General features: G+C 39.6%; 12 protein-coding genes and 1 pseudogene. 10 read left to right on the top strand and 3 right to left on the bottom strand.

What is annotated here, in order from left to right; genetic code table 11:
* Positions 1–43 precede the first annotated feature (43 nt).
* Together AACT18_RS04770 and AACT18_RS04765 are read left to right on the top strand one after the other, a co-directional pair.
* Positions 44–1,087, top strand: coding sequence for an O-antigen ligase family protein (locus tag AACT18_RS04770; RefSeq protein ID WP_176445991.1), 1,044 nt, complete (start codon positions 44–46; stop codon positions 1,085–1,087).
* Positions 1,071–2,066: a hypothetical protein gene (locus tag AACT18_RS04765; RefSeq protein ID WP_254917410.1), complete on the top strand. Its 996-nt coding sequence runs from the start codon at positions 1,071–1,073 to the stop codon at positions 2,064–2,066. The genes AACT18_RS04770 and AACT18_RS04765 overlap by 17 nt, the downstream gene beginning before the upstream one ends.
* A 9-nt stretch (positions 2,067–2,075) precedes the next feature.
* Here AACT18_RS04765 and AACT18_RS04760 read toward each other — a convergent pair whose 3' ends face one another.
* The 3 genes from AACT18_RS04760 to rfaD form a co-directional block, all read right to left on the bottom strand.
* Positions 2,076–2,636, bottom strand: a complete 561-nt coding sequence (locus AACT18_RS04760) for an acyltransferase (RefSeq protein WP_094125578.1) — start codon at positions 2,634–2,636, stop codon at positions 2,076–2,078.
* 63 nt (positions 2,637–2,699) lie between these two features.
* Positions 2,700–4,469: a polysaccharide deacetylase family protein gene (locus tag AACT18_RS04755; protein WP_094125577.1), complete on the bottom strand. Its 1,770-nt coding sequence runs from the start codon at positions 4,467–4,469 to the stop codon at positions 2,700–2,702.
* Positions 4,470–4,660: 191 nt separating this feature from the next.
* Positions 4,661–5,602 carry an ADP-glyceromanno-heptose 6-epimerase gene (gene rfaD / locus AACT18_RS04750; protein WP_094125576.1) on the bottom strand — a complete coding sequence of 314 codons (942 nt, stop codon included), beginning with the start codon at positions 5,600–5,602 and terminating at the stop codon, positions 4,661–4,663.
* A gap of 252 nt (positions 5,603–5,854) precedes the next feature.
* On the opposite strand from rfaD, the gene AACT18_RS04745 reads away from it, so the two are divergent.
* From AACT18_RS04745 to AACT18_RS04710, 8 genes and pseudogenes are all read left to right on the top strand, one after another.
* On the top strand, positions 5,855–7,000 hold the full coding sequence (locus AACT18_RS04745; protein ID WP_094125575.1) for a Wzz/FepE/Etk N-terminal domain-containing protein: 1,146 nt from the start codon (positions 5,855–5,857) through the stop codon (positions 6,998–7,000).
* A 116-nt stretch (positions 7,001–7,116) separates the two neighbouring features.
* Positions 7,117–8,157: a Gfo/Idh/MocA family protein gene (locus tag AACT18_RS04740; protein ID WP_094125574.1), complete on the top strand. Its 1,041-nt coding sequence runs from the start codon at positions 7,117–7,119 to the stop codon at positions 8,155–8,157.
* 16 nt (positions 8,158–8,173) lie between these two features.
* Entirely contained in the window at positions 8,174–9,448 is a 1,275-nt protein-coding gene (gene tviB / locus AACT18_RS04735; protein ID WP_094143038.1) for a Vi polysaccharide biosynthesis UDP-N-acetylglucosamine C-6 dehydrogenase TviB, read from the top strand.
* 187 nt (positions 9,449–9,635) lie between these two features.
* A complete protein-coding gene (locus AACT18_RS04730; RefSeq protein WP_094125003.1) occupies positions 9,636–10,220 on the top strand; it encodes an acyltransferase in 585 nt (194 codons plus the stop codon).
* Positions 10,221–10,293: 73 nt separating this feature from the next.
* Positions 10,294–11,373, top strand: a complete 1,080-nt coding sequence (locus tag AACT18_RS04725) for a DegT/DnrJ/EryC1/StrS family aminotransferase (RefSeq protein ID WP_010317121.1) — start codon at positions 10,294–10,296, stop codon at positions 11,371–11,373.
* Positions 11,370–13,232 carry an acyltransferase family protein gene (locus AACT18_RS04720; RefSeq protein ID WP_094142952.1) on the top strand — a complete coding sequence of 621 codons (1,863 nt, stop codon included), beginning with the start codon at positions 11,370–11,372 and terminating at the stop codon, positions 13,230–13,232. Before AACT18_RS04725 ends, AACT18_RS04720 begins: the two co-directional genes overlap by 4 nt.
* Positions 13,225–14,472, top strand: coding sequence for a lipopolysaccharide biosynthesis protein (locus AACT18_RS04715; protein WP_069211958.1), 1,248 nt, complete (start codon positions 13,225–13,227; stop codon positions 14,470–14,472). Before AACT18_RS04720 ends, AACT18_RS04715 begins: the two co-directional genes overlap by 8 nt.
* Before the next feature lie 18 nt (positions 14,473–14,490).
* Positions 14,491–14,698: pseudogene (locus AACT18_RS04710) on the top strand (asparagine synthase (glutamine-hydrolyzing)); the annotation flags it as partial.

The following is a 14,698-nucleotide window of genomic DNA, read 5'->3' as shown; positions in this document are numbered from 1 at the left end:
ATTATATTGCGCGGTGCGTTTTTATAAGATATGGAAGAAAGAATTGCACCAAAAAAAATTAATATTTTTTGGTGCAATAATTATTTGCTGTTATTTTTTCTTGATGCAGTATTTAAATGATGGTAATGCGGATTTTCCAACATCTATTTTATATGTAGCAATCTATTTTATATTTTTTCCATTTGGTCTTTTCAATAGTAATTTAACATTTTTATTTTTATTAATAGCGTCTATTTTTTCTAGTGTTTTTTCATATTATGAGGTTTTCTACCTTAAAGTGGGTAGGGCGGGTTTTTTTGCGTTAAATCCTATTCCTTATTCTTATTTTGCTGGCGTTTGTTTGATTTTGACTTCATACTTTATCTTGAGAAGTAAATTAAAATCTTTACCAGTAATTATTTTTTCATTACTGAGTGTTGCATTGTTATTTAATACAATTATCCTTACTCAGACACGTGCCACTTTACTTGCCATATTAGTAATTTTCATCTTTATGACTTTATATTTATTAATAATATCACCCTCAAGGATGAAGTTTTTAGCTATTGTTATAGGATATTTTTTGTTGCCTATCGTGCTTTGGCAAATACCAATAGTAAATACTAGAGTAAGTGATGCGATTAATCAGGTACATAATTATGAGTATAATGATTATAAGTCTTCAACAGGTATTCGTATCAAACTCTGGGAATCAGGTCTTGATAAAGCATCAGATAATATGATTTTAGGGACTAAAAGAGATGAAGTAGAGTCTCTTTCGGCAGAAAAAATCGCAAGTCAGCAATACCCAAGTTACTTAGGAAGCTTCTTGATTCATCCTAATGCAAATTTTCATAATCAATTTATTCAGGTTTTAGTTGATAGTGGTATTATTGGTTTGTTGCTAATATGTCTATTTATTTTTTCACCATTAATTTTTGTATTGAAAGCTGATAATCATTATTCAAAGGTTACGGGTATATCTATAGTTGTTTTTACGGGGATATGCCTATGTTTTGATTCATTATTTTTATACAATCATACTGTGATATTGTACAGTTTAGTCATTATGATTTTCTTTGGAATTAGATATGATGAGAAAAAATAGCTACAAAATTGCATTGCAATTTTTTGGTCATTTAAGAAGCTATCGTGAAACATATCCATATCAGGTAGCTCATATTCTCTCGAAGTATGATTGTGATGTTTTTATTCATACATGGGAAACAGAGGAGCATGATGATCCCTCCTGGCATAAAGCCTCTTCTGGAAAAAATGATGTTGCTTTGACTAATCGTGATCATTTGATTGAATGTTATCAGCCGATAGCGTTAGAAATTGAAGATAATGCGATGATAATGCATGATGGTTATTTCAACTCCAATAATAATATTCTTTTGCGAGCCATGAAAGCAATGTATCATTCACAGCAAAAGGTAAATATCCTTAGGCAAGAGTATGCATTGAATAATTCGATTGACTACGATTTTGTGATCACATTAAGGCCGGATGTAATGCCTTTGTCTATATTATCTTTGGAAGACTATATTAAAGAGTTCGAATTTTCTAGTAATGTATGTATTCATTTTTCGAATGGATATCACCAACATATTCAGGGACAAAAAAAGATATACACTAATCTAGCATCAGATATATTTTATCTTAGTACTGTAGAGGTAATGGATACTGTATTTAATAGACAGGATAATACTTTTGAACGATTCTATATTGATTTTAATCAAGTAAATCTTGGGGGAATTAGTGCTCCTGAAGCATGCTTTAGTGAGTTATTATTACAACGAGGAATAATATCACGTTTTTATGAGTTTCCATATGTAATAATTAGAACCTCCGGTAGTAATCATTTGAGAGTTAACTTTGAAGCATTGGATAAGTTTGAACGTATGCTCGATGTTCCTGTTTATTTGCAAAATCGTGATGGCATATCTAAAAACACATTAATGTATAGACTTTTTTCTAAATTAAATAACAAAAATATAGAGAGAATCCAAAATGAAATTTATCGTCACAAGAGACGGCTAGATACATTCCACGATTGGTTAAAGTTTATTAAAGAATCTCGATAAACTAAGCTATTAATAGCTTAGTTTATCCTCCCAAGATGTATTGTCTTTAATCACCTCTGCAGGGTTACCAACAGCGATGACATTTGCACTGACAGAATTTGTGATAGTTGAGTTTATACCGACAACAGAATTATTACCTATATTGACACCTTTTAAGACGGTAACATTATCCGCTAACCATACATGTGAGCCTATATAAATACTTTTAGCTAGATTGATGCGTTTACCATTTTGTAAAATATTGTGGCCATCACTGGTCATTATCTTTACATTACGTGAAAACATACAGTTGTCACCGATAACAAGTTGAGTATTGCGTTCTCGGCAAGAGAAAAAGCAATTCTCCCCTATAACACAATTTGCCCCGATTTCTAACGTACAGTTTTCACCATTCAACTCAATTGAAACGCCTTTTAAATTAGCATCATCATGAATGATAAGGTGATTATTTTTACCATTGACGTGAATGTCACAATAACGAATACGAGTATTTTGACCAACCTGAATATGATTGTTCGGCTTAATTCGAATTTTATTACGCAATTTTTCTATAAAAGAGAAACCAGACATATTCAATCCCTTAGTATGAGCTTCGGTTAATAAACTAAAGTTGTTATCATTTGCACGCCATAGTTAGTTCCCTATTTTACGAAACGTATAATTACCGCGCACTTTGCGCCATAGGCCAAACACATCGGTTTTAGGGAATATAGCAATACGCCGTATTTGATATAGATCTTGATGCATTAATAATGGGCCGCTGTTAGTAGCAACCGCAAATTGATAGCCACATTGATGCACGATCTGTTTTGAGAGCGTATCATGATCGCCATAGGGGTATGCAAAAGAAACCAATTGTTCGCCTAGTAGCTCTTCGAGTTCAAGCTTATTACGTGAGATCTCTTTACGCTGTTCAGATTCACTGAGTTTGCTGAGAAATGGATGAGTCATTGTATGACCGCCAATTTCTACATGACCAGATTGGTGTAATTCCCTAATTTGGTGTTTGTGCATCAACGCAACGGCTTTTTCTGGATTGCTCGGTACTTCAACATCCCAACGGTTAAAATCTTCCCCAGTTACTACATAGACAACCGCTTTAAAACCGTATTTTCGTAATAGCGGCAACATCAATTCGTAGTTATCTTGATAGCCGTCATCAACCGTTAAGATGATATAGCGCTTGCCTGATTCAAGGCGGTGAATGAGTCCTTTATCCGCTAAATCTTTAAAGGTTAGCGTTGCAAACCCCATTTTTTTTAGCAGTTTGAAGTGCTTTTCAAGCATGTCAATATGCAGATAGGTTCCATGTACGCCTTTTTCACTCTCATCCTTAATAAAGCGATGATACATAATAATCGGCATCTCTTTACGCAGCTTTTCAACATGAACCGTTTGATAAATATCTTCTATTTGATCGACCACATTGGTTAAGCTGTAGCTGTGCTGAATTATCTCACTGACTTGTGGCGAGCAGTGTGGTGTTTTTAACCCTTGTTCTACATATTGACTAACTTTTGAAAAATCAATATCGAGATCTTTAGGCCCGATGTCACCGAAGTTGCTTGCCATGGCCGCAGCGATATTATCGTCATCGACAATACCAATTGCACTTGCCTCACCGATTGCCAGGGTAGGCCGTCCACACAGCAAAGATTCCATTGCCACTCTGCCAGCCCCAATGACTAAGTCTGATTGAGCAATTATCGAGACGACATCTTGTGAATAACCAAGAAAGTGAACGTCAGAAGTAAACTTATCAAAACGCGCTTCAATTTTAGAACCAGATATGACCTGAATCTGGTATTTCGCTGAGTCTAAACACTCATCGAGCAACCGATAGCAAAGATCTCCTTTGGGGCCGGTTAACCTACCAATAATACTGATCACAGGTTTGCTATTTTGAGGAGCGTTTTGCCAAGCGAATTCTTGCGTTTCAATGCCGTTTCGGCTTACGACGAGCGAACTTTGTGGAACATTCAATTCAGTTATGAGTTGTTGTTCAATAGCCTCACAAACCGGCAGCGCTTTGTCACCCATGGCGTGAAATTTTTTACGGGAGGCGTGTACAGGCTGACGACCATGTACAGTGGTGACCATAGGCGTATTTGTTAATTTGCAAGCAATGTGACAACTCCAGCTGGAGGCGCGAGAGTGTGCATGCACTAGCTGGATATGGTGTTTCTTAATCAGATAAATAAGATAACCCACATGCCAAAAGCGGCGAGGAATACTGCGTTTATTAAAACGAAGTTTATAAAATAGACCTTGGTGAGGCTTTGTTAGCGTATCGGAAACATAAAATACCTTATGCCCACGCTTTGTCAGTTCATCGCCAACGGTTGTGGCGTAAACCTCTGCCCCAGTGACCTCAAGTTGAGATAAGGCCATTAATATGTTCATCAATACTCCACGAGTTAGCAGCCAGTGCTTTTCATATGTCTAAGAAACATGATCAATTTTTCATTTATCCCCTTCCAATGGTTACTCCATATTAGTCTTCCAGTCATAGGAGAGCAGCCTTTTAGGGAGATATGTTTACTAGTTCCTCCCCCTATTAGGGGGAGGTTAGGAGGGGGTGATTACAGCCATCACTACTTATTAATCAACGCCATATACTCAGCCACACCTTCAGCCACCGTCTTAAATTGATGCTGGCAACCTGCGGCGCGCAATTTCGTCAGATCAGCTTCAGTAAACTCTTGATAAGCACCTTTTAAGTGGTCAGGGAATGGAATGGTTTCAACGTCACCTTTACCATGGTGCTTGATAACGGCTTTAGCCACTTCTTGGAAAGATTCTGCGTTGCCAGTACCCAAGTTATAAATACCAGATACACCGTTGTTCATAAACCATAAATTCACCGCAGCTACGTCACCCACATAAACGAAATCACGCTGGAAGGTTTCACTACCTGCAAACAGTTTCGGGTTTTCACCCGCATTCATTTGATTATTTAAATGAAAAGCAACAGAAGCCATTGAGCCTTTGTGCTGTTCGCGCGGACCATAGACATTGAAATAACGAAAACCGGTAATTTGGGAAAGGGTCTCACCGTGTGCTTGTGCTTCTTGCCAAATGCGGCGCACATAATTATCAAACTGCTGTTTAGAATAGCCGTATACATTCAGCGCACCTTCATACTCTTTTTCTTCAATGAAGGTATCGGTATCGCCATAGGTTGCAGCTGATGAAGCATACAAAAATGGAATGTCGCGCTCTAAGCAGTAGTGCAGTAGCTCTTTAGAATATTCATAGTTGTTAAGCATTACATATTTGCCATCCCATTCGGTGGTGGCAGAGCAAGCGCCTTCATGAAATACCGCTTCGATAGGGCCGAAATCCTCACCAGACATGATCTGCACCAAGAAATCGTCTCGGTCTATGTAATCGGCAATGTCCAGATCAACTAGGTTTTTGAATTTACGCCCATTTTTTAAATTATCGACAACAAGAATATCAGTAATGCCTTGTTCATTTAGCGCTTTGATAATGTTGCTACCAATCATGCCAGCGCCACCGGTTACGATGATCATACAAAATTCCTATGGTTATAATACGAACAGTTGAGCGCATTATAGCGGCTTCGCTAGGGGCTGTAATCACAAAAGCTCGCTTTTCTCATTGAACGTCTCGCCTTGAAAAGGGTTTTGCTTTAAACTTCGGCACGCTATGTCGCTTGAATTGACAAACTCGATAAAGCCTGAGCAACAACTAAACAGTAAGCCTTTAGGAGCGGATACCTAAGGGCGGTAGCGTGCCTAAAAACCAGTTATAGGATCAACACTGTGAATCAACCCTCTCCTTCTTCACACTCAGCGTACCCACCAGTGCCTCCTTACTACCAACAAAGCAACAATGATGAAATTGACCTGCGTGAGCTGTTTAGTGCGCTATGGCAAGGGAAACTAACCATATTGTTGTGCACGGTTGTGTTTGCTGTTGCGGCAGTGGTTTATGCATTAACCGCGCAGCAGTGGTGGAGTGCCAAAGCGACTGTTACCCAACCTGCATTAAGCCAAATTGTAACCTTCCAGCAACAGGTGAAGCAGTATCAGCCACTGTTTGATCTCTATCAAGAAGATGGCACCGTTATTGTCAGTAATGCATTAGATGGCTTGATTAATCCTAAACTCATTTTTCAGCAATTTATTCAAACGTTTAATGCTAACGGCACCAAACGCCGCTTTATGCAAACCAACCCCACTTTTTTAGCTTTGCAAAAGGAATGGCTAACGCAAACGGAAGACCCCGAAGTCATTCAGAGTTTATACGGGTCGTGGTTTACGCGCATCCAAGCTTCCGCTACAGGTAAAAACAACGACACATTTACCTTAAGTTTTCAATCGGTAGATAAAGCCAGCAGCTTAACCTTACTTAATGAGTATATTCAGTTTGTTAACCAAACCCTTAATCAGCAGCTCAATGACGATTTGCTTAGTACCTTAGTGACCAAATATGGGGAATTGACACAGCAAGAAAAAAACTTACTGCAACAAGCACAATTACGTCTAGAAGTTGAGTTAGAGCGTACCCAATATGCGTTAAGCATTGCTGAGGCGGCTGATATTAAACAGCCAGTACAAAATTTAGGTGAACAAGAGATTTTTGCGATTAACATTGGTAGCCGAGCATTAAAAGCAAAAGTGGAAGCCTTAAAATCAATCAAAGATTTGAGTGTATTTGAGCCAAGATTGGCGATTTTACAAAGTAAATTGAGCCAATTGGATTTAGAAACGTTAAGTGCAGAGGGTAAGTGGTCGGTAAGCGGTTTCTACTATTTAGACCAACCGGAACAACCACTCACCCGAGATAAACCTAAGCGTACTTTGATTGTGGTGCTTGGTGGGATGCTCGGCGGAATGTTGGGTGTGGCAATGGTGTTGGTGCGCTTTGCGTTTAGAAAAGAAGAACTTCCTATTGGGATAGTTTGAAGTAAAACCTAATTTTTATAATGGATAGCGAATACGCGGCTGTCTCAAAATATACAAAGCTGTCTCAGTGGGAGACTATCACTGAGATAAAAAAGTAGCAAATTAGAGTGATTAATATGATAAAAAATAGAAAAATTCGAATAGCAGTCGTTGGTTGTGGGCGTATTTCTAAAAATCATTTTGGCTCAATTGAGCAGCTTGATTCAGAATATGAGCTGGTCGCGGTGTGCGATAACAACCCAGAAGTGTTAGAGCTGCATTCAAATAAATACGGCGTTCCGGGTTATCACTCGATAGATGATCTGCTCGCTTCACAAACACTTGATATCGTCACCTTGTGTACCCCGAGTGGCATACATGCACCACAAACTATTAAAGCTGCGAAAGCCGGTGTACATGTGATTACCGAAAAACCGATGGCGACCAAGTGGGAAGATGGACTAGCAATGGTTAAAGCGTGTGATGACGCTGGGGTGCGTTTATTTGTGGTTAAACAAAACCGCCGTAATTCAACATTGCAATTACTTAAGCGTGCAGTGACGGAAAAGCGTTTTGGTAAAATCCATATGGTGCATTTAAATGTGTTTTGGACCAGACCTCAAGAGTATTACGACCGCGCTGCTTGGTCTGGTACTTGGCACATGGATGGTGGTGCTTTTATGAATCAGGCGACTCATTATGTCGATCTTCTCCATTGGCTAGTGGGGCCTATTGAAACCATCCATGCTATGACCTCCACTCATCGTGATATTGAAGTTGAAGATACTGGTGTGGTGAACATCAAATGGCGTAATGGCGCGTTAGGCTCAATGGCGGTCACTATGTGTACTTATCCCAATAATTTAGAGGGTTCAATCACTATTTTGGGGGAAAAAGGGACAGTGCGTGTTGGTGGCGTGGCGGTTAATGAAATCCAAGAATGGAATTTTGCAGAATCAAAAGATTACGATCAGCAAATTGAACAAGCCAACTACCAAACCACTTCAGTCTATGGATTTGGTCATCCACCTTACTTTAAAAACGTTGCCGATGTATTGCGTGGCGAGGCAGAGCCAGAAACCGACGGCCGTGAGGGTTTAAAATCACTTGAGCTATTGATCAGCATTTATCGCTCAGCTCGCGATCATAAAGAAATTGGTTTGCCATTGAATCTGTAATTACGAGTAAAGAAAAATGAAGTTAGAAAATGTAAAGATTGGCATTATTGGTTTAGGCTATGTTGGCTTACCGCTTGCGGTTGAGTTTGGTAAGAAGTTTAGCACGGTAGGTTTTGATATTAACCAGAAAAGGGTCGCTGAATTACACTCTGGCATTGATTTAACCTTGGAATGTTCCGAAGAGGAACTGCGTAGTGCTCCATTGCTGAGTTACACTCACCAATTGGAAGAGATTAAAGACTGTAATTTTTATATCGTTACCGTGCCTACACCAATCACAGATGAAAAAACACCGGATCTTAACCCACTAAAAAAAGCTTCTGAAGCTCTTGCGAAAGTGGTCTCCCACGGTGATATTGTCGTTTTCGAATCAACAGTTTATCCCGGTGCAACGGAAGAAGTGTGCCTTCCTATCATAGAGAAAAATTCAGGTTTAGTGTTTAATCGCGATTTCTTTGCTGGTTATAGCCCAGAGCGTATCAATCCAGGAGATAAAGTGAATCGTTTAACTACGATCATGAAAATAACTTCTGGCTCTACGCCTGAAGTGGCTGATTTTGTTGATCAAGTATACGCTTCGATAGTCACTGCTGGTACCCATAAAGCGCCATCAATCAAGGTGGCAGAAGCCGCTAAAGTTATTGAAAATACCCAGCGTGATCTAAATATTGCTGTAATCAATGAGTTTGCCAAAATTTTTAATCGACTAGATATTGATACTGAAGCTGTTTTAAAAGCAGCTGGCACAAAGTGGAACTTTTTGCATTTCAAGCCGGGGTTAGTTGGAGGTCACTGCATCAGTGTGGATCCTTACTACCTCACCCATAAAGCACAAGAAGTTGGCTATCGACCAGAGGTGATTTTAGCTGGTCGTCGTATTAATGATGGTATGGGTGAATACGTCGCCACACAATTAGTTAAATCTCTGTCACGTAAAAAAATTCATATTGATGAAGCAAAAGTGCTGATCATGGGCTTTACCTTTAAAGGTGATTGTCCTGATGTTCGTAATACCAAAATTATTGATATTGTTAACGAATTGCAAGATTTCAACATGTCAGTTGATGTATACGATAGCTGGGCCTCGAAAGAGGAAGTGAAGCATGAGTACGGTATTGAGTTGATTGATGAGCTGCGCGATGGTTACTACGATGCAATCGTACTGGCCGTGGATCATAGTCAAACCAAACAGATGGGTGTTGAAAAGTTACGTCGTTTAGGTAAAAAAGAGCATGTACTTTATGATGTGAAGCATGTATTAACCGCCGATGAAGCAGACATCCGCCTTTGATTAATAGCCAAACTACTTGGAGTTGCAGGTAGGCGGCAAGTGAGTGAATGAATCCCCATGAGCATAGATAAACTATGTGATAGGGGTGAACCAACGTAGCCAACACCGCTGCAGCTTCAAGTAGTAAGGGTATAGCCTTCACAAGGGAAGTGTTCAGCTTCCCTTCTCAATCGATAGAACATTTTTCATGAAATATTTTAAACACGAAACAGCCATTATTGATGATGGTGCACAAATAGGTGATGGCAGCCGAGTGTGGCACTGGACACACGTTTGTGCCGGTGCCCATATTGGCCAAGGTGTGTCACTGGGCCAAAACGTATTTGTGGGAAACAAAGTTACGATTGGCGATCATTGTAAGATTCAAAATAACGTCTCAGTGTATGACAATGTGCATTTAGAGGAGGGAGTATTTTGTGGGCCAAGCATGGTATTTACCAATGTTTATAATCCACGGTCACTGATTGAACGCAAAGATCAATATCGCGATACCTTAGTCAAAAAAGGGGCTACGCTTGGTGCTAATTGTACGATTGTCTGTGGTGTAACTATTGGGGCGTTTGCTTTTATCGGCGCGGGGGCAGTTGTGAACAAAGATGTTCCTGCTTATGCAATGATGGTGGGTGTACCAGCTAAACAAAAAGGTTGGATGAGTGAATTTGGTGAGCAGCTATACTTGCCATTGAGCGGAGACGCTGAAGTGATTTGTCCTCATACTGGTGCTGTTTATACCCTCAGCGGTGACACTGTGATTAAAAGACATCAGTGCTAATAAATAATTCTTTGATGTAAATATATTTGCAAGTTGCTGAGGATTCACTTGGCTATCAGGCTAGGAGCTAAAAATGCAGTTTATTGATTTGGGTGCGCAGCAGGCGCGAATTAAAGAAAAAATTGATGTCGGAATTCAGAAAGTACTCGCCCATGGTCAGTATATTTTGGGTCCTGAGGTGGCTGAACTAGAGCAAAGATTAATTGCATATACTGGAGCTAAGCACTGTATCACGGTTGCTAATGGTACTGATGCATTGCAAATAGCCCAAATGGCATTAGGTGTTGGCCCAGGTGATGAAGTGATAACCCCCGGATTTACTTATATCGCCACCGCAGAAACCGTCGCCCTTTTAGGGGCGAAACCGGTTTATGTTGATGTCTGCCCGAAAACTTACAATTTAGACCCGGCTAAACTAGAAGCGGCTATTACGCCAAGAACCAAAGCAATTATTCCAGTAAGTTTGTATGGACAATGTGCTGACTTTGATGCAATTAATACGATTGCCGCCAAGTATGGCATACCAGTGATTGAAGACTCTGCGCAAAGTTTTGGGGCCAGTTACAAAGGCAAAAAATCGTGTAACTTAAGCACCATTGCCTGTACCAGTTTTTTCCCAACTAAGCCATTAGGTTGCTATGGTGATGGCGGTGCTATTTTCACTAATGATGATGAATTGGCCCTTGTCATGCGCCAAATTGCTCGTCACGGACAGGATCGTCGCTACCATCATATTCGTGTAGGTGTAAACAGCCGTTTAGATACCTTACAAGCTGCGATTTTATTACCAAAACTTGAGGTTTTGCATGAAGAAATCGAGCTAAGAAATCAGGTAGCCAATACCTATACTCGTTTATTAAATAAGGCTGGTATTCTCTCAACCCCATTTGTGGAAGCACATAATATTTCGGCTTGGGCACAATATACCATCCGAGTTAAGAATAGAGCTGAAATTCAGCACAAGCTGCAAGAGGCTGGCATTCCAACTGCCGTACATTATCCCATTCCCTTGAATAAACAACCAGCAGTTGCTGATAGCAGTATTCAATTGCCGATAGGCGATGAAATTGCAGAAGAAGTGATGAGTTTACCAATGCATCCTTATTTGACTGAGCAAGATATTCAACGTGTGGTAGAGAGTTTGGCACAGTGAGTTCTGTTCCTCATCGTAAGGATATTCAAGGATTAAGAGCCATAGCAGTACTTGCTGTTATGGTTTTTCACTTAAACCCGACATGGCTTCCTGGAGGCTTTGTTGGTGTCGATGTTTTCCTCGTGATTTCTGGCTTTTTAATTACTAGCATTTTGCTGCATAAAAAATCCAGTGCTGGCTATTCTCTTACTGAAACTCTGAAATATTTCTATGTGAGTCGCTTTAAGAGGATTGTTCCAGCATACTTTTTGATGCTGATAATAGTAGCTCTAGTGGCAGCAGTATTGTTTCTACCAAGTGATTTCAACACGTTTCGAAAAGGGTTGGAAAAAGCAACTTGGTTTAGCAGCAATCGGTATTTCGCTGACTTTGGTGATTATTTTGCTCCGGCCAGTTATGAACAGCCGTTACTACACACATGGTCATTAGCCGTAGAAATCCAGTTCTACTTATTAGCCCCTTTTATTGTATTACTGCTGCCGATTCGCTTATTAAAATGGTTTTTTGTCGTTTTATTGATTGGGTTAACTGCATTAGCCGAATACCGCCTGCGGTTTTTGGGCATGGAGCAAGCAACTTACTACAGTCTGTATGCTCGGCTGCCTGAATTTTTTGTGGGCGGTCTGGCAGCTCTGTATGTAACAACAGTGTCTAGGGTGGAGGGAAGCACTGCCTGGCTTGGTATACTTGGGATGCTGTTGATTGTTATTTCTGCAATTACCCAACCACTGCTAGGGTCTTTTCCTGGCATTCTAGCTCTGTTACCTGTCGTTGGAAGCGTGCTTCTACTCAGTCAGCCAACACAAGGATGGGTAGGCGAATTGTTGAGTTGCAAAACTCTGGTGTGGCTTGGTGGGCTGTCTTATTCACTCTACCTTTGGCATTGGCCAGTATTGGCTTTTTTGCGCTACTACACAAGTGCAGAGGTACTCGATATAGAATTCAGCATCCTGTTTGTTCTGCTGACATTCATACTATCTATTGTTTCCTACTATGGGGTTGAACGGGTTTTCAGAAGCAAGAGTACCAACAAGAAACAAGCACTTAGTTGGGGGCTTCTGGTTTTTGGTGTATTAGGTGCATCTCAGACCATGGCGAAAGTGAATGCCATGTTTACTCCTGTAGCCTTGCCACTAGAGTATTTGCGCTATGGCGATGATTCACAAAATTGCCATGGGCATATAGTTGGTGATTGTCTGAGAGGGGACCTGGATAGTGTAAAAGAGATATTGGTCTTGGGCGATTCGCACGCAGCTATGCTCAATCACTTTTTTGATCATATTGGAAAAGAAATTGGCTTTAAAGCTAGGGTTATAACTGCGAGTAGTTGCGTGACTATTCCTGGATTTGATTACAATCGGATTGCTGAATGGGCACAGCAATCATGTGTTGCCCAAATTGAACAGACAAAATCCTATCTGGAGAATGTTGAGTTAATATTTATAACGGCATCTTGGAATTGGCATCTCCGTAGTGAGGAATTTAATCGTGCTTTACGTGATTTTTTACAGAATATGGCGTCACAGGCGCAAGTTTATATTTTGAGTCAGGTTCCACTATTAAATCGAAATCCACAGCGTGCTAAGAGGTTTTTGTCCTTAGGGTTGACACCGTATGTGAATATCAATCCAGACTATTTGCGTACAAATGAATACTTATATGATCTAAGCATGGTCATTGATCGTGTTCATTACCTTGAACTTAATTTTTTGCCTGTTTTCAAAAGTCCTCCTTTTTATAATGGTGAATTGCTTTATTACGACGAGCACCACTTAAATGAAGTAGCAGTGGTTGAGTATGCAAAGCAGGCGTTGCCGACTTTCGAAGAGATATTTATAGAGTGGAATATTGTTGAATAAAAGCTTTTCAAAAAATGTACTTACGTTAATGACAGGGACAGGTATTGCTCAAGCAATACCCATTGCAATTATTCCTATACTAACTCGGATGTTTTCACCAGAAGATTTTGGTCTTTTGGCTCTCTATGCAGCATGCGTATCTATATTGGGAGTGGTTGCTACTGGGCGTTATGAAATAGCTATTATGTTGCCAAAAGATGATGAGGATGCCCGTCTTCTTTTGCAACTTTCAATGCTAGTTGCTCTGTTTTTTTCTTTGCTGATTAGTATACCTATATCGATTTGGAATGCGCAAATTGCTCGTTTTCTAGGTAATGAGGATATTGCTGTTTGGTTGTACTTAGTCCCTGTATCTGTGTTGTTCACAGGTATTTATCAAGCTCTAACTTATTGGAATAATAGGCAGAAAAAATTCATAAACACAGCAGTGTCGCGTGTGAATCAAAGCTTATTTCAAGGTTTCGCCCAAACGTCACTTGGTTTTTTACAGGTATCAGGTGGTCTTATTTGTGGGCAGTTCGTAGGAATAGTATCTGGTTCAATATACCTTTTAAAGAAAGATAGAAACTATAAGTCGCTAATAAGAAAATCAAAAATAAATTCGATACAAAAACAAGGTATAAAGTATCATAAGTTCCCGACTTATGGAGTTTTGGGGGCTCTGTGCGATGCAGGAGCTGTACAAATGCCGGTTATACTGTTGACGAAGTTCTATTCAAATTCAGTGACGGGAATGTTTAGTCTGACTTTTCGTGTTTTGAATATGCCGACATCGATTATTTCATCTGCTATTGCACAGGTTCTCTTTCAAAAGGTAGTTGAAATAAGTCAAACAGAGCCAGAGAAACTTAATCTTTATATAATAAAAATGTTTTTGTTACTTTTTATTATATACCTCCCCGCTGTGCCTGTTTTATTCATATGGGGTGAAAGTTTGTTTTCAATTATTTTTGGTAATGAATGGTCACAAGCTGGGGTTTATGCAGGTTATTTAGTCATAGCTGTTGCAGTACGTTTCGCTGTCAGCCCATTAAGTGCAGTTCTTGGTTTAGAACAAAACATAAAGATGGGGGTTTTATGGCAAGTTCTCTATCTATGTACGATTAGTGTAACATTGTATTTCTCCTCTTCTCTTTCAATTGAAGAGTTTCTGATTGCTTTTGTTGTGCATGAAGTTGTTTTATATCTTATTTATTTGTTCCTTATTCTTAAAGGAACTAAAGAAATAGCTAAATGCTGAAAAATTTTAAGGTTTAATATGTGTGGAATTGCTGGTTATATTTTTAGTGGCGTATTAGATAAATCGAATCTTAAGAAAATGACTGATTCAATAATTCATCGAGGTCCTGATGGTGAGGGGCATTATTATGGAGATGGTTTTTTCTTTGGACATCGTAGATTAGCTATTGTTGATTTAACCGAGCATGGTAAACAGCCAATGCTTTATCAAGATAGATATATAATAA

This window comes from Vibrio sp. V04_P4A5T148 (assembly GCF_963875605.1).
Taxonomy (GTDB): domain Bacteria; phylum Pseudomonadota; class Gammaproteobacteria; order Enterobacterales; family Vibrionaceae; genus Vibrio; species Vibrio anguillarum.
Note: the sequence above shows the minus strand (reverse complement) of the source record. Positions and strands in the feature narration are given on the sequence as shown.

Excerpts from the sequence above, each read along its gene's own strand:
- AACT18_RS04765 (WP_254917410.1), top strand. The coding sequence starts at position 1,071 with ATGATGAGAAAAAATAGCTACAAAATTGCATTGCAATTTTTTGGTCAT.
- AACT18_RS04760 (WP_094125578.1), bottom strand. The coding sequence starts at position 2,636 with ATGTCTGGTTTCTCTTTTATAGAAAAATTGCGTAATAAAATTCGAATT.
- AACT18_RS04755 (WP_094125577.1), bottom strand. The coding sequence starts at position 4,469 with ATGAACATATTAATGGCCTTATCTCAACTTGAGGTCACTGGGGCAGAG.
- rfaD (WP_094125576.1), bottom strand. The coding sequence starts at position 5,602 with ATGATCATCGTAACCGGTGGCGCTGGCATGATTGGTAGCAACATTATC.
- AACT18_RS04740 (WP_094125574.1), top strand. The coding sequence starts at position 7,117 with ATGATAAAAAATAGAAAAATTCGAATAGCAGTCGTTGGTTGTGGGCGT.
- tviB (WP_094143038.1), top strand. The coding sequence starts at position 8,174 with ATGAAGTTAGAAAATGTAAAGATTGGCATTATTGGTTTAGGCTATGTT.
- AACT18_RS04730 (WP_094125003.1), top strand. The coding sequence starts at position 9,636 with ATGAAATATTTTAAACACGAAACAGCCATTATTGATGATGGTGCACAA.
- AACT18_RS04725 (WP_010317121.1), top strand. The coding sequence starts at position 10,294 with ATGCAGTTTATTGATTTGGGTGCGCAGCAGGCGCGAATTAAAGAAAAA.